The sequence below is a fragment of the Streptomyces sp. SP18BB07 genome (assembly GCF_036322545.1).
Taxonomy (GTDB): Bacteria; Actinomycetota; Actinomycetes; order Streptomycetales; family Streptomycetaceae; genus Streptomyces; species Streptomyces deccanensis.
Window position 1 is genome coordinate 51,968 of the sequence record NZ_JAQYWT010000280.1, and the last position, 13,522, is coordinate 65,489.

General features: G+C 71.6%; 15 protein-coding genes. 8 read left to right on the forward strand and 7 right to left on the reverse strand.

Annotated features, from left to right (window positions below; all coding sequences use genetic code 11):
• Positions 1–5: 5 nt before the first annotated feature.
• Positions 6–893: an SDR family NAD(P)-dependent oxidoreductase gene (locus PUR53_RS14435; protein ID WP_329908491.1), complete on the reverse strand. Its 888-nt coding sequence runs from the start codon at positions 891–893 to the stop codon at positions 6–8.
• 306 nt (positions 894–1,199) lie between these two features.
• On the opposite strand from PUR53_RS14435, the gene PUR53_RS14440 reads away from it, so the two are divergent.
• Both PUR53_RS14440 and PUR53_RS14445 read left to right on the forward strand, forming a co-directional pair.
• Complete coding sequence (locus tag PUR53_RS14440; protein ID WP_329900880.1) at positions 1,200–1,619, forward strand: ATP-binding protein; 420 nt, start codon at positions 1,200–1,202, stop codon at positions 1,617–1,619.
• Positions 1,620–1,633: 14 nt separating this feature from the next.
• Positions 1,634–2,185, forward strand: coding sequence for a DUF6624 domain-containing protein (locus tag PUR53_RS14445; RefSeq protein ID WP_329900881.1), 552 nt, complete (start codon positions 1,634–1,636; stop codon positions 2,183–2,185).
• A 116-nt stretch (positions 2,186–2,301) separates the two neighbouring features.
• Here PUR53_RS14445 and mraY read toward each other — a convergent pair whose 3' ends face one another.
• Entirely contained in the window at positions 2,302–3,369 is a 1,068-nt protein-coding gene (mraY, locus tag PUR53_RS14450; RefSeq protein ID WP_033526147.1) for a phospho-N-acetylmuramoyl-pentapeptide-transferase, read from the reverse strand.
• 333 nt (positions 3,370–3,702) lie between these two features.
• Here mraY and PUR53_RS14455 point away from each other — a divergent pair, with 333 nt between their 5' ends.
• A complete protein-coding gene (locus tag PUR53_RS14455; RefSeq protein WP_329908492.1) occupies positions 3,703–4,203 on the forward strand; it encodes a hypothetical protein in 501 nt (166 codons plus the stop codon).
• 61 nt (positions 4,204–4,264) lie between these two features.
• On the opposite strand, the gene PUR53_RS14460 is transcribed toward PUR53_RS14455, so the two are convergent.
• The 3 genes from PUR53_RS14460 to PUR53_RS14470 all read right to left on the reverse strand — a co-directional run bounded on the left by PUR53_RS14460 (position 4,265) and on the right by PUR53_RS14470 (position 7,369).
• A complete protein-coding gene (locus PUR53_RS14460; RefSeq protein ID WP_329900883.1) occupies positions 4,265–5,233 on the reverse strand; it encodes an aldo/keto reductase in 969 nt (322 codons plus the stop codon).
• A gap of 65 nt (positions 5,234–5,298) precedes the next feature.
• The gene (locus tag PUR53_RS14465; protein WP_329908493.1) at positions 5,299–6,603 is read right to left on the reverse strand and encodes an MFS transporter; all 1,305 of its coding nucleotides are present in this window, start codon (positions 6,601–6,603) and stop codon (positions 5,299–5,301) included.
• Between the two features lie 160 nt (positions 6,604–6,763).
• Positions 6,764–7,369 carry a LysE/ArgO family amino acid transporter gene (locus PUR53_RS14470; protein WP_443080305.1) on the reverse strand — a complete coding sequence of 202 codons (606 nt, stop codon included), beginning with the start codon at positions 7,367–7,369 and terminating at the stop codon, positions 6,764–6,766.
• 78 nt (positions 7,370–7,447) lie between these two features.
• Here PUR53_RS14470 and PUR53_RS14475 point away from each other — a divergent pair, with 78 nt between their 5' ends.
• Entirely contained in the window at positions 7,448–8,356 is a 909-nt protein-coding gene (locus PUR53_RS14475) for a LysR family transcriptional regulator ArgP (RefSeq protein WP_329900885.1), read from the forward strand.
• Between the two features lie 34 nt (positions 8,357–8,390).
• Here PUR53_RS14475 and PUR53_RS14480 read toward each other — a convergent pair whose 3' ends face one another.
• Positions 8,391–9,077 carry an NUDIX domain-containing protein gene (locus PUR53_RS14480; protein WP_329900886.1) on the reverse strand — a complete coding sequence of 229 codons (687 nt, stop codon included), beginning with the start codon at positions 9,075–9,077 and terminating at the stop codon, positions 8,391–8,393.
• 103 nt (positions 9,078–9,180) lie between these two features.
• Between PUR53_RS14480 and PUR53_RS14485 the strand changes: the two genes are divergently transcribed.
• Entirely contained in the window at positions 9,181–9,855 is a 675-nt protein-coding gene (locus PUR53_RS14485; protein WP_329900887.1) for an AIM24 family protein, read from the forward strand.
• Between the two features lie 119 nt (positions 9,856–9,974).
• Positions 9,975–10,601 carry an alpha-ketoglutarate-dependent dioxygenase AlkB gene (locus PUR53_RS14490; protein ID WP_329908494.1) on the forward strand — a complete coding sequence of 209 codons (627 nt, stop codon included), beginning with the start codon at positions 9,975–9,977 and terminating at the stop codon, positions 10,599–10,601.
• A gap of 29 nt (positions 10,602–10,630) precedes the next feature.
• Here the strand turns inward: PUR53_RS14490 and PUR53_RS14495 are convergent, their stop codons facing one another.
• Positions 10,631–11,842 (reverse strand): FAD-dependent monooxygenase, encoded by a 1,212-nt coding sequence (locus tag PUR53_RS14495; RefSeq protein ID WP_329900889.1) that lies wholly within the window; start codon positions 11,840–11,842, stop codon positions 10,631–10,633.
• Positions 11,843–12,180: 338 nt separating this feature from the next.
• On the opposite strand from PUR53_RS14495, the gene melC1 reads away from it, so the two are divergent.
• Positions 12,181–12,564, forward strand: a complete 384-nt coding sequence (melC1, locus tag PUR53_RS14500) for an apotyrosinase chaperone MelC1 (protein WP_329908495.1) — start codon at positions 12,181–12,183, stop codon at positions 12,562–12,564.
• Between the two features lie 71 nt (positions 12,565–12,635).
• On the forward strand, positions 12,636–13,460 hold the full coding sequence (gene melC2, locus PUR53_RS14505) for a tyrosinase MelC2 (RefSeq protein WP_329900891.1): 825 nt from the start codon (positions 12,636–12,638) through the stop codon (positions 13,458–13,460).
• The last annotated feature ends 62 nt before the right edge of the window (positions 13,461–13,522 follow it).

Genomic DNA, 13,522 nt, shown 5'->3' on the forward strand with positions numbered 1-13,522 from the left:
CCGCCTCAGTAGCCGTCCGGCGAGGGCGCGTTCTGGGCCCGGTCCACCGGCAGGTGGGCGCCGGAGACGCCGGTCGCCCAGTCGGAGAGCAGGAACACCACCGTGCGGGCCACCTCGTGCGGGGTGACGGGCGCACCGGTCGGCAGCTCCGCCCCGACGAACGCCTCGTACGCCCGTGGATCCTCCCGGCGCATGCGGTCCCAGCGGCGGCCCGGAATCAGCATCGAACCGGGCGAGACGGTGTTGACGCGGATCTGGTCGGGGCCCAACTCGCGGGCCAGGGAGGCGGCCAGTTGGATCAGGGCGCTCTTCGCCACCCCGTACGGGGCGGGCGGCCCCGGCTTCCAGCCCGAGACGGAACCGATCAGCACGACCGAGCCACCGCCGGCCGCGCGCAGACGCGGCAGCGCGGCACGGACGAGACGGGCGGCATGACCGACGTTCAGTTCCCAGGTGGCCGCCCAGTCGGCACCGTCCGTCTGCTCGAACGTGCCGCCCCGGGAGCCACCGACACAGGCCACGAGGCCGTCGAGACCGGCCACCGGCGAGGCCGCGTGCAGGGCCTGGAGGTCCGGGGTGCGGCCCGGCGCGGCGAAACGTTTCGCCGCAGCAGTGACGAATTCCTCCAGCCGTCCGGGCTCGGTGACGTCGAGCGCTTCGGTGAACAGTCGGTCCCGTTCCTCCCCCGTCAAGGAGTCACCCAACGCCGTCAGTCCGGCTTCCCGGCGCGCACAGGTCGCCACCCGGGCTCCCTCGGCGAGCAGCAGCCGTACGACGCCCTCGCCCAGGCCCCGGGTGCCCCCGGTGACCACCACCCTCTTGCCCCGCATACCGGGCCACCCGGCGGGGACGTACCGCTCCCGCGAGGACGGGCTCCCGTCGACGTTCACCATGGTGGGGAACCTACACAGCGGGCGCCACTACCCGCCCGCAACTGCACAACCCCTCCACCACCTGGCGTTTCGTGTGCCCGGTGCTGTTGTCTTCGACAACAGCACCCCCAGAAACAGCACCGCACAGCACGCGACAGCACCCCCGGGAAAACCACCTTCGAGGATGTGGAGGAACTCGATGACGGCGGTCAGTGTCGGCAGGTCCCGCCGACGGAACCCAGCCGCGCCGGCGCACGACCCCGGGTGGAGCGTCCACGACGCCCCGTCCGGCGGGGCGGGGCGACCCCCGGGCGCGGTGAGGCTGCCTTGATCTCCGTCGAGAGGTCCCGCCTCTTCCGGATGGCGGTACCCGCGCACCCGTCGTGCGCCGCCGGAGTACGGCGCACGGTGGCGGCGCACCTCGCCCGCTGGGAACTCTCCGCGATCCTCGACGACGCGGTCCTCGCCACCGACGAGCTCTTCGCCAACGCGGTCCGGCACGCGAGCACCGATCCCGCCGACACCATCGCCGTGGTCCTCGAGCACTCCGGGAGCGAACTGCGCGTCACGCTCGCCGACCCCTCGCCCGTGCCGCCCCGGCCCCGCACGGTGACCTCGTCCGCCGAGTCCGGGCGGGGGCTGTCCATCGTCTCCACGCTGGCCGACGACTGGGGCACCGAGCCGCCGGAGCCGGGTGACACGGGCAAGAAGGTGTGGTTCTCGCTCGCCGTGCGGGAGCCGGTATGAGGGGCGCCCCGGCCATGCAACCCACGTCGGAACCCGCGCCCGGCACCGGGCAGCCCCGCGAGCGGGTGCTCGCCGCCGAGCTGATCCGCCGGGCCGAGGACGTACGGCGGCTGGCCCGGGAGGCCCGGTCCGCGCCCACCGCCGGGGCCCGGGACCGTATCGCCGCGTGCCACGCCGGCAACGGCGACGCGCTACGGGCGATCGTCGCCCGCCACGGCTGGCCCACCGCCGAGGCGGTCGGCGAACCCGCCTCGACGGCGGCCCTCACGCTCCTGCTGCACTCCCCCGACCTCGGCTTCCAGCTCACCTGCCGCGATCTGATCGCCGAGGCCGTCGCGGACGGGCGCTGTCCGGCGGTGCACCACGCCTACATCGCCGACCACTGCGCCGTCGCACTGAACCAGCCCCAGTTCTACGGCACCCGCATCGACCCCGGCACCCTCTTCCCGTACCCCATCCGCCACCCCGAGTCCGTCGACGAACGCCGCCACGACGTGGGCCTAGGCCCCCTGACCGACCACCTGCGAGCGGTGCGCCTCGACCTGGGGGCGAGCGGCGGACTGTGAACGACGGTGTGCGTCATCGGCTTCGCCGGGCTGGATCCGCGGCGTGGTGTTCCGGGTGACGCCCGACGTCACCCAGTTCGGAGGGCTCGGTACGCCGGGCGTCGCCTGCCGTCCGATCAGCTCGCCGCCCAGCCCGCGTAGAACAGGCCCAGGCCGGCGATCACGCAGATGCCCTGGATGGTCCAGAAGCGGACCACGACCAGGACCTCGGACCAGCCCTTGAGTTCGAAGTGGTGCTGGAGCGGGGCCATCCGGAAGACGCGCTTGCCGGTCAGCTTGAACGAGCCGACCTGGATGACCACCGACATGGTGATCAGGACGAACAGCCCGCCGAGGACGGCAAGGAGCAGTTCGGTGCGGGAGCAGATGGCGAGGCCGGCGAGGGCGCCGCCGAGGGCCAGGGACCCGGTGTCACCCATGAAGATCTTGGCGGGCGAGGTGTTCCACCACAGGAACCCGAAGCAGGCGCCCATCAGCGCGGCCGCGACGACGGCGAGGTCGAGCGGGTCGCGCACCTCTATGCAGGAGGCGGGGTCGGTGAGTTCGAGGGCGTTGGCGCACGAGTTCTGGAACTGCCACAGGCCGATGAAGGTGTAGCCGCCGAAGACCATGACCGACGCGCCGGTGGCGAGGCCGTCCAGACCGTCGGTCAGGTTCACCCCGTTCGACATGGCCAGGATCATGAACAGGGCCCACACGACGAACAGCACCGGCCCGATGGTCCAGCCGAAGTCGGTGACGAACGACACCTTCAGGGAGGCCGGCGTCTGGCCCCGGTCGTCGGCGAACCGAATGGCGAGCAGGGCGAACACGATGCCGACGATCAGCTGGCCGGCCATCTTGGCGCCGGCCCGCAGCCCGAGCGACCGCCGCTTCACGATCTTGATGTAGTCGTCCAGGAACCCGACCACACCCATGCCCGCCATGAGGAACAGCACGAGGAAACCGGGGTAGGTCGGGCTCTCACCGGTGATGACCTTGGTCGCGGCGTAGGCGACCAGCGTGGCCAGGATGAAGGCGATGCCGCCCATGGTGGGGGTACCGCGCTTGCCGGCGTGGCCGCGCGGGCCGTCGTCGCGGATGAACTGGCCGTAGCCCTTTCGGGCCAGCAGCTTGATCAGCAGCGGTGTGCCGATCAGCGTCAGGAACAGACCGATGGCTCCGGCGTACAGGATCTGGTTCATCGGACGGTGGTCTCCCCCTCGGTCGCGCTCGGACACGCGACTGCCGCACCGGTGTCGCTGTTTCTCACGGGCCCCACCCTATGCAGTCACCTGATCTTCGTACCGGGGTGGGTAGTTGACGGCCGAGCCCCACCGCTCCGCCGACGGCGGTCGGGGCCGGGTCACTCGAAACGGTGCTCAGGAGGTGGCTGCCGCGCCTCGCGCCCCCGGGGCCCCGGGGGCGGGACGCCCGCCGCCACGGGCGGCGACCGACCGGTCGGCACGGGCGGCGTCACCGCCTCCCCCACCGGCCCACCGCCCGGGCACCCGGGCGAGGCTGAGACACTGCACGTCATGGCCTCCTTCACTCCCGCGCGCGCCCTGCTGATGCTGACCACCGGGCTGACCTGTCTGCTGATGGCGGGCGGTGCCCTCATCGGCGCGCTGATCGGCGGCGGGCCCGTCGCGCTGGGGGCAGCGGTGTGTGCCGGGCTGGTCGGCATGGTGGGCTCGCTCATCGTGCGGCGGCGGGCCATGGCGCACTTCGCCATGGCCCAGCGGCAGGCCGGGCAGCGGGGGTACGCGGAGGGCATCGCGCACGGCGTGCTCATCCATGTGACCGCCTACGAGGCCGCCGTCTTCCCCCGCACCGGGCCACACGGCGTCAGCGCCGAGGAGCGCGAGGCCCGCCGCACCATCGCCTACCGCATGGCCGCCCTCGACGAGGTGCCCCAGCGGGTGCGCCTGGCCGCCGCGGACGCCCTCGCGCTCCTCGACAAGACGGACCGCGAGGGCGCCGAGGAGGCCCTGGCCCGTCTCGCCACCACGGTGCGGCTGGAGTACTCCCGCCTGTGAGCCCCACAGCCGCTCAGTGGCCGCTGAGCGCGCGGGCTCAGTGGCCGCTGATCGCGCGGGCTCAGTGGCCGCTGATCGCGCGGGGGGTGTAGGGCCGCTCCAGTTCCTCGGTCTCCTTCTCGGTCAGGGTGACGTCGAGGGAGGCCACGGCGTCGGCGAGGTGGTGGGGCTTGGTGGCGCCGACGATGGGGGCGGTGACCGTGGGCCGGCTCAGCAGCCAGGCCAGGGCGACCTGCGCCCGGGGCACCCCGCGCTCACCGGCGATCCGGGTGACGGCGTCGACGATCTCCCGGTCGCCCTCCTGGTAGAGGGTCCTGCCGAAGTCGTCCGTCTCGGTGCGCGCGGTGACGGAGCCCCAGTCCCGGGTGAGGCGCCCGCGCGCCAGCGGGCTCCAGGGCAGCGTCGCCACGCTCTGGTCCTCGCACAGCGGGAGCATCTCGCGCTCCTCCTCGCGGTAGAGGAGGTTGTAGTGGTTCTGCATGGACACGAAGCGTGTCCAGCCGTGCAGCCGGGCGGTGTGCTGCATCTTCGCGAACTGCCAGGCGTACATCGAACTCGCCCCGAGATAACGGGCCTTGCCCGCCTTCACCACGTCGTGCAGGGCCTCCATCGTCTCCTCGACCGGGGTGTGGGGGTCGAAGCGGTGGATCTGGTAGAGGTCCACGTAGTCGGTGCCGAGGCGCCGCAGGCTGTTGTCGATCTCCGTCATGATCGCCTTGCGGGAGAGGCCCCAGGCGTTGGGGCCCTGGTGCATGGCGCCGTTCACCTTGGTCGCGACGACGACCTCCTCGCGCCGCGCGAACTCCGCGAGCGCGCGGCCGACGATCTCCTCGCTGGTGCCGTCGGAGTAGATGTTCGCGGTGTCGAAGAAGTTGATCCCCGCGTCCAGCGCCTGCCGGATCAGCGGGCGTGACGTCTCCTCGTCCAGGGTCCATTCGTGCGTGCCTCGGTCGGGGAGGCCGAAACTCATGCATCCCACACAGATCCGGGACACGTCCAGACCCGTCGAGCCGAGCTTCACGTACTGCATCGTTGCAACTCCTGCCTGTGAGGGGTGGGCTGACAAGCGTACGAAAGAACGGATGTGCCGATCGGTCAGATTCGGTACCGGCGCAGTGCCGGTGTGACCGTCGCCAGGAGCAGCACGGCGGCCATGACCAGCAGACCGCCGCCGGCGACGGCCGTACGGGTGCCGAAGGCGGCGCCGGCCGTGCCGTGCAGGACGTCGGCGAGGCGGGGGCCGCCGGCGACGACCACGGTGAACACGCCCTGCATCCGGCCGCGCATCTCGTCGGTCGCGGCGGAGAGCAGGATGGCGCCGCGGAAGACCATCGAGACCATGTCGGCGACTCCGGCGGCGACGAGGAACACCACGGCGAACCACAGGCTGGTGCTCAGCCCGAAGCCCGTGATGGCCGCGCCCCAGGCCATGACGGCCGCGATGACCATCAGTCCGTGCCGGTGGGAGCGGGAGAAGGTGCCCGACAACAGGCCGCCGACGACGGCCCCGATGGGAATCGCCGCGAACAGCAGGCCGAGGGCGAGACCTTCGCCGTACGGCGCGTACGTGGTGGCGGCCAGCTGGGGGAAGAGGGCGCGGGGCATGCCCAGGACCATGGCGATGATGTCGGCGAGGAAGGACAGCAGCAGCACCTTGTGCAGGGCGATGTAGCGGAAGCCCGCGAGCACCTCCCGCAGGCCGGCCCGCCCCTTCGTGGTGTCGTCCAGGGGCGGCAGGGAGGGCAGCCGGTGCACGGCCCAGAGGGTGACGCAGAGGGCCAGCGCGTCGATGAGATACAGCTCGGCCAGGCCGATCACCGGGATGAGCGCACCGGCGAGCAACGGTCCGGCCACCAGGCCGAGTTGCATCACGGTCGAGCCGAGCGCGGCGGCCGCCGGCAGTTCCTCGGCGGGGACGAGCCGGGCCACGGAGGCGTTGCGGGCCGGTGAGTTGAGGCCGAAGAACGCCTGTTGGAGGGCGAGCAGGGCCATCAGCGTCCCCACGGATTCGAGGCCGGTGACGGCCTGCACCCAGAACAGCACCGAGGTGACGGCGATGCCGGTGTTGGTGACGAGCAGCAGCGTGCGGCGGTCGACGGTGTCGGCGACCGCGCCGCCCCAGAGCGCGAAGACGACCAGGGGCAGCAGGCCGGCGAGGCTCGCGTAGCCGACCCAGGCGGAGGAGCCGGTGATGTCGTAGATCTGTTTGGGGACGGCGACGGCGGTGAGCTGGCTGCCGACGGCGGTGACGATGGTCGAGGTCCACAGGCGCCGGTAGGCCGGGCGGCGCAGCGGGCGGGTGTCCATCGCCCAGCGGCGCCAGCCCTCGCGGGGTGGCGCCACCGGGTCGTCCGGTGCGGTGTCGTCGCCGGCGCTGCTCTGGGTGGTGTCCACGGGCATCCTGATGCTCGATACATCTTTCGATACGGGCACCACTATCGCGGAGATCACCACCGCCGGGACAGGCGATTTCGCCGCCGTCTCACATGCTGTCGCCGGGGCCCGCGCACGCTCTCGGGCCGCCCGCACACGCTTGTGGGCCGCCCGCGTCCGCCGCGGCTCAGGCTCCGGCGATCAGCATCCCGCCGAGGACGAGCATGGTCACCGCGACCAGGCCGTCGAGGACCCGCCAGGCCGACGGGCGGGCCAGGAAGCGGCTGAGCAGCCGGGCGCCGAAGCCGAGGGCGGCGAACCAGCAGAGGCTGGCGAGGCCGGCGCCGAGGCCGAAGGTCCAGCGCAGGGCGCCGCGGTCGGAGGCGATGGAGCCGAGCAGGAACACGGTGTCCAGATAGACGTGCGGGTTGAGCCAGGTCAGCGCCAGACAGGTGAGGACGGCCCGGCGTCGTGAGCCGGCCGACCCGCTCTCCGCGCGCAGCGCGTCGTCGCCCGGCCGCAGGGCACGGCGGGCGGCCAGGGCGCCGTAGACCAGGAGGAAGCCGCCGCCGACCAGGGCGACCGCCGTCAGCGCGCCGGGCCAGGCGACGACCACCGCGCCGACGCCGGCGACGCCGAGGGCGATCAGCACCGCGTCGGAGAGGGCGCAGATGGCGACGACCGGGAGCACGGCGTCGCGGTGCAGGCCTTGGCGGAGGACGAAGGCGTTCTGGGCTCCGATGGCGACGATGAGGGAGAGGCCGGTGCCGAAGCCGGCCGCGAGGGCTGTCATTTCGCTGAACACACTCACGACGCTAGGAAACGCACAGCCATGCGTACAGCTAAAGATTCTTACGTATCATTAGCGATCGTGATGTCTCAGCTGCCGCTCGATCTGGTGCGCACCCTTCTCGCCGTGGTGGACGAGGGCACGTTCGACGCGGCGGCCGGTGCCCTGCATGTGACGCCGTCGGCGGTCAGCCAGCGGGTCAAGGCGCTGGAGCAGCGGGTCGGCCGGGTCCTGCTGATCAGGGAGAAGCCGGTGCGGCCGACGGAGTCCGGCGAGGTGATCGTCCGGTTCGCGCGCCAGCTGGCCCGCCTCGAACACGACGCGCATACCGCGCTCGGGATGACGGGCGCCGGGGAGGCCACGCGGGTGTCGATCGCGGTGAACGCCGACTCGCTGGCCACCTGGTTCCTGCCCGCCCTGACCCGGGTGCCGGAGGAGGTGCGCCCCTGCTACGAACTGCTCCGGGAGGACGAGCAGCACACGGCCCGGCTGCTGCGCGAGGGGCTCGTGATGGCGGCGGTCACCTCGGCACCGGACGCCGTGGCCGGCTGCTCGGTCCGGCCGCTCGGCCGGATGAGGTACCGGCCCTGTGCCACGCCCGCCTTCGCCGAGCGGTGGCTCGGCTTCGGATCGGGCACGCCGCTGAAGGACCTGATCGCCGACGCGCCGGTGGTCTTCTTCGACCGGCGGGACGAGTTCCAGGACGTCTTCGTCCGACGGCTGACACGGGGCCGCCCCGCCAGTGCCCGCCGGCACTACGTACCGACCTCGGAGGGGTTCGTCGACGCCGTGGCCGCCGGTATGGGCTGGGGCATGGTGCCGGCAGCCCAGGCCGGGCGGCTCCTCGACAGCGGCCGGCTCGTCGATCTGGCGCCTGAGGGGTTCGTGGACGCCCAGTTGTTCTGGCAGCAGTGGAAGCTCGACTCCCCCGCGCTGACGGCGGTGGCGGAGGCGGTCGCCGCCGAGGCCGCCGAGACGCTCGACCCCTGAGCGCCGTCCTTGGACGCCGCCTCGGTCGCCGTCCTCAGGCGTCGTCGCGACCGGCGCCGAACGGGCCGTCCAGCGCCGCCCACTGGAGCAGCATGATGGTCTTGGCGTCGGCGATCTCGCCGCTGCGGATCATCTCCAGGGCCCGGCGGAAGGGCAGTTCGACGAGTTCGATGTCCTCGCCCTCCTCCTCCAGACCACCGCCCTCGTGGGTCCGGGTCGACGGGCCGTACGGGGCGGCGTAGAAGCTGACGCGTTCGGTGACCGAGCCGGGGCTCATGTAGATGTCGAAGACGTGCTGGATCTCGCCGATGGTGTGGCCGGTCTCCTCGACGACCTCGCGCCGCACGGCGACCTCCGGGTGTTCGTCCTCGTCGTCGAGCAGGCCGCCCGGTGTCTCGACGAGCATGCCGTCGGGGTGGCCGTTGACGTACACCGGGTAGCGGAACTGCCGGGTGAGCAGCACGGTTTCGCGTTCGGTGTCGTAGAGCAGGACGGTGGCGCCGTTGCCGCGGTCGTGCGTCTCGCGCTCCTGCGTGCTCCAGGTGCCGTCGGCGTGCTGGAAGTCGAAGGTCGTCGTGCGCTCCACGTACCAGTGGCTGGACAGCAGACGGACGTCCCGCACCTTGACGCGCGGGTTGCCTGTCAGGTCGCGGCCGGTGCGGTCGAGCCCGGTGCGGCCCCGGCGGTCCGGGAGGTCTACACCGACGGTCTTGTTGGTCATGGGTCCGCTTCTACCATTCCGGTCGAGATGTTGTCAGGCTCCTCAATTCGCTTGCCGCGCGCGTCGCTTGGCGGAATCGGGCAGTCCGGGACAGCATGCCCGTATGAAGAGCGATCTTTTCTCCAACGAGAACATGGTCCAGCCGGCGTACGCGCCGGGGATGAGCGTCCAGAACGCCAAGTCGATCAAGTACGCGGTCAACGGCGAGATGCTCGCCCGGCAGGGCGCGATGATCGCGTTCCGGGGCAATCTGCAGTTCGAACGCAAGGGCCAGGGCGTGGGCGGCATGCTCAAGCGCGCGGTCACCGGGGAGGGGCTGGCGCTGATGGCGGTGCGCGGGCAGGGCGAGGCCTGGTTCGCGCACGAGGCACAGAACTGTTTCATCGTCGACATCGAGCCGGGCGACGTGTTCACCGTCAACGGCCGCAACGTGCTCTGTTTCGACTCGACGCTGTCGTACGAGATCAAGACGGTGAAGGGCGCCGGCATGACCGGTGGCGGTCTGTTCAACAGCGTCTTCACGGGGCAGGGGAAGCTGGGTCTCGTCTGCGACGGCAATCCGCTGGTCATCCCGGTCTCGCCGCAGCTGCCCGTGTTCGTCGACACGGACGCGGTGGTGGGCTGGACGGCCCACCTCTCCACCTCGCTGCACCGCTCGCAGTCCTTCGGCTCGATGATCCGCGGCGGCTCCGGGGAGGCCGTGCAGCTGAAGCTGGAGGGCGAGGGCTTCGTGGTCGTACGGCCGAGCGAGGTGACTCCGCAGGCCCAGCAGCACTGAGCCGACGGACGAGGAGAGGGAGCCGGGGCGCCCGGGGTGCCTGGGGTGCCGACGCGGTCTCCCGCCCCGCACGGCCCGAGCGAACAGGTTTTCGAATCTGGAGGTACGGTGGAGCTACTATGGCCGCGCATCTCCAGGGCTCCCTCTTCGACCAGTCCGACGACGTCCGCCTCGGCCCCCTCGACGGGCTCCGCCGTCGTGAGCTGGGCGCCGGGGCGTGGGTCGACGTGCTGCCCGGGTGGCTCGGGGGCGCCGACGCGCTGTTCACCCGGCTCGCCGAGGACGTGCCGTGGAAGGCGGAGCGACGGCAGATGTACGAGCAGGTCGTGGACGTACCCCGCCTGCTCGCCTACTACGGCCCCGAGGACACCCTCCCGCACCCCGTCCTGGACGAGGCCCGGGACGCGCTGTCCGCGCACTACGGCGCCGAGCTGGGCGAGCCGTTCGCCACGGCGGGGCTCTGCTTCTACCGCGACGGCCGGGACAGTGTGGCCTGGCACGGCGACCGGATCGGGCGGGGCGCCCGGGAGGACACGATGGTGGCCATCCTGTCCGTGGGCGACCCCCGTGACCTCGCCCTGCGCCCGCACGGCGGCGGGCAGACCCTGCGCTTCCCGCAGGGCCACGGCGATCTGATCGTGATGGGCGGCTCCTGCCAGCGCACCTGGGACCACGCGGTGCCCAAGTCGACGCGGGCGGTGGGGCCGCGCATCAGCATCCAGTTCCGGCCGCACGGCGTCCGCTAGCGGCCGGCCCCGGGGTCGGCCGCCGTCGGCTACTTCCGTCCGGCGAGGGCCCGCGACTGCGACGACCGGGCGAGCTTCGGGCCCAGCCAGCGCTTGAGACGGCGCAGGGCCTCCAGCCGGCCGGCCGCGCGGTCGAGGCGGTAGTAGAGCTGCGGCGGCACGTACGGCAGCAGCGGGGAGTGCCGCTGGCCGAGGAGCGCGAACATCTGCTCCGGCGGCAGGTCGATGTACCGCTGGATGTTCTCGTACCACTGGGCGCTGTACCGGGCGGCGCTCTGCAGCCGCAGGAGGTCGGACTTGCGCCGACGCTCGTACGCGGTGAGCGCGGCCTCCGAGTCCGGGTGGGCGTCGAGGGCCTCGGCCAGGCAGATGGCGTCCTCCAGGGCGAGGGTGGTGCCCGCGCCGATGGAGTAGTGCGTGGTGTGGGCGGCGTCGCCGAGCAGGACCAGGTTGCCGTGGTGCCAGGAGCGGTTGGTCAGGGTGCGGAAGGTGAGCCATCGGGCGGTACCGTCGTCCTGGTCCCGGCCCAGCAAAGGGTGGCCGTCCAGGATGTCGGCGAAGAGCTTCTCCAGCAGCGCGAGGCCGTCGGCCTCGCCCAGGCGGTCCAGGCCCAGGCCGCTCAGGGTCTTCGGTGAGCACTCGATGACACAGGTGCTCTGCTCGTCGCTGAACGGATAGGCGTAGGCCCAGATCCAGCCGTGGTCGGTCTCCTGGAAGGAGAACGTGAAGGCGTCGTGGACCTTGGTCGTGCCGAGCCAGATGTAGGCGTTGCGGCCGAGGGTGATGTCGCTGCCGAAGCGGTCGGCGTACCGCTCGCGCACCGCGCTGTTGACTCCGTCGCCGGCGACCACCAGGTCGGCGTCCGGCAGGGCGTCGGCCGCGATCTCGTTCTCGTACTCCACCCGGACACCGAGGGCGCGGGCCCGGTCGGCGAGCAGTTCGAGCAGGCGGCGTCTACCGATGCCGAAGCCGTCGTCGCCGGGTTGGACGGTCCTGCGGTCGCGGACGTGCGCCACGCCGCTGTTCCAGGTGACGGAGTTCTCGCTGATGGCGAGGGCCGTCTCGGGGTCCTTCGCGCGGAGCACGTCCAGCAGTCCGGACCAGTAGGTGACGCCCCAGCCGTAGGTCGAGCCGGCCGGGTTCCGTTCATGGACGGTGATGTCGTGGGACGGGTCCTGCCGCTTCATCAGGATCGAGAAGTACAGGCTTGCGGGTCCGCCGCCGACGCACGCGATCTTCACGCACACTCCCATTTCGCTGCGCAAAGCGATCAATTGACCACGAAGAGTAGCAGTGTGCGTGCACTCCGGATTCACGCCACTTTGCGCGCGTGACGCCGACCACGCGCCCCACCCCGGTACCGCAAGATCATCGGCGTCGCCCGCGCCACCGGGCGGAATATCTCCCTCCACCCTCGCCCGCGAGACCGTCACAGCAAGATCATCTTTGTTCAACCTTGCACGACATGTGCGTGATTGTCCTGATCGCGGCCAACCGGTTTCCTGGGATTTCTCCTGCCCCACAGCGGGTCGATAGGTATGACGGGTCATCAATCACCCTTTTCCCAGGAGGTTTTCGCATGCCCGACATCACCCGACGCCACGCTCTCGGGGCCGCGGCGGCGCTCGCCGCGACCGTCGGAGCGCCGCTCACCGCGGCGGCCGCGGACGACCACGACAGCCACCAGGACCACGGCGGCCATGACAGTCACCAGGGCCTCCAGCCCTTCGACGAGGTCTACCGGGGCCGCCGGATACAGGGGCACGCGACCGAGGGCGGCGGCCACCACCACGGCGCCGGATACGCGGTGTTCGTCGACGGGGCGGAGCTGCACGTGATGCGGAACGCCGACGGCAGCTGGATCAGCGTCGTCAGCCACTACTCCCCCGTACCGACCCCGCGCGCGGCCGCCCGCGCGGCGGTCGACGAGCTCCAGGGCGCCCGACTCGTCCCCTTCAACTGACCCGCGCCCACGTCACACAGCGCGCAGTACGCACCACGCACCACCGGAACACCGCAAGGAGCCGCAGACCCATGACCATACGCAAGAACCAGGCGACCCTGACCGCCGAGGAGAAGCGGCGCTTCGTCGACGCGCTGCTCGCGCTGAAGCGCTCCGGCCGCTACGACGAGTTCGTCACGACGCACAACGCCTTCATCCTCGGCGACACGGACAACGGCGAGCGCACCGGCCACCGTTCGCCGTCCTTCCTGCCCTGGCACCGCAGATTCCTGCTGGAGTTCGAACGGGCCCTGCAGTCCGTGGACTCCACGGTCGCCCTGCCCTACTGGGACTGGACGGCCGACCGCACGGTCCGCTCCTCCCTCTGGGCGCCGGACTTCCTGGGCGGCACCGGGCGCAGCCGCGACGGGCGGGTGATGGACGGGCCGTTCGCGGCGTCCACCGGGAACTGGCCGATCAACGTGCGCATCGACGGCCGCACCTATCTGCGACGCGCCCTCGGGAGCGCGGTGCGGCAGTTGCCGACCCGGGCCGAGGTGGACTCCGTGCTCGCCATGTCCACGTACGACATGGCGCCCTGGAACAGCGCCTCGGACGGTTTCCGCAATCACCTGGAGGGGTGGCGGGGCGTCAACCTCCACAACCGGGTGCATGTCTGGGTGGGGGGCCAGATGGGCACCGGGGTCTCCCCCAACGACCCGGTGTTCTGGCTGCACCACGCGTTCATCGACAAACTGTGGGCCGACTGGCAGCGGCTGCACCCCAACTCGGCGTATCTGCCGGCCGCCGGGACGCCGAACGTGGTCGACCTCAACGAGACCATGAAGCCGTGGGACGACACGACCCCGGCGGCGCTGCTGGACCACACCCCGCACTACACGTTCGACGCGGCCTGAGGACGTTATCCCCCGGGGACCTGGGTACTCGCGCCGGACGCGCCCGGGGCGACCCGGACGCG

What these genes read in the sequence shown, in the direction of transcription:
- PUR53_RS14490 (WP_329908494.1), top strand. Translation starts at nt 9,975, where the DNA reads ATGGCCGCGCATCTCCAGGGCTCCCTCTTCGACCAGTCCGACGACGTC.
- melC2 (WP_329900891.1), top strand. Translation starts at nt 12,636, where the DNA reads ATGACCATACGCAAGAACCAGGCGACCCTGACCGCCGAGGAGAAGCGG.
- PUR53_RS14470 (WP_443080305.1), bottom strand. Translation starts at nt 7,369, where the DNA reads ATGACAGCCCTCGCGGCCGGCTTCGGCACCGGCCTCTCCCTCATCGTC.
- mraY (WP_033526147.1), bottom strand. Translation starts at nt 3,369, where the DNA reads ATGAACCAGATCCTGTACGCCGGAGCCATCGGTCTGTTCCTGACGCTG.
- melC1 (WP_329908495.1), top strand. Translation starts at nt 12,181, where the DNA reads ATGCCCGACATCACCCGACGCCACGCTCTCGGGGCCGCGGCGGCGCTC.
- PUR53_RS14435 (WP_329908491.1), bottom strand. Translation starts at nt 893, where the DNA reads ATGGTGAACGTCGACGGGAGCCCGTCCTCGCGGGAGCGGTACGTCCCC.
- PUR53_RS14465 (WP_329908493.1), bottom strand. Translation starts at nt 6,603, where the DNA reads ATGCCCGTGGACACCACCCAGAGCAGCGCCGGCGACGACACCGCACCG.
- PUR53_RS14460 (WP_329900883.1), bottom strand. Translation starts at nt 5,233, where the DNA reads ATGCAGTACGTGAAGCTCGGCTCGACGGGTCTGGACGTGTCCCGGATC.
- PUR53_RS14485 (WP_329900887.1), top strand. Translation starts at nt 9,181, where the DNA reads ATGAAGAGCGATCTTTTCTCCAACGAGAACATGGTCCAGCCGGCGTAC.
- PUR53_RS14445 (WP_329900881.1), top strand. Translation starts at nt 1,634, where the DNA reads ATGCAACCCACGTCGGAACCCGCGCCCGGCACCGGGCAGCCCCGCGAG.
- PUR53_RS14480 (WP_329900886.1), bottom strand. Translation starts at nt 9,077, where the DNA reads ATGACCAACAAGACCGTCGGTGTAGACCTCCCGGACCGCCGGGGCCGC.
- PUR53_RS14455 (WP_329908492.1), top strand. Translation starts at nt 3,703, where the DNA reads ATGGCCTCCTTCACTCCCGCGCGCGCCCTGCTGATGCTGACCACCGGG.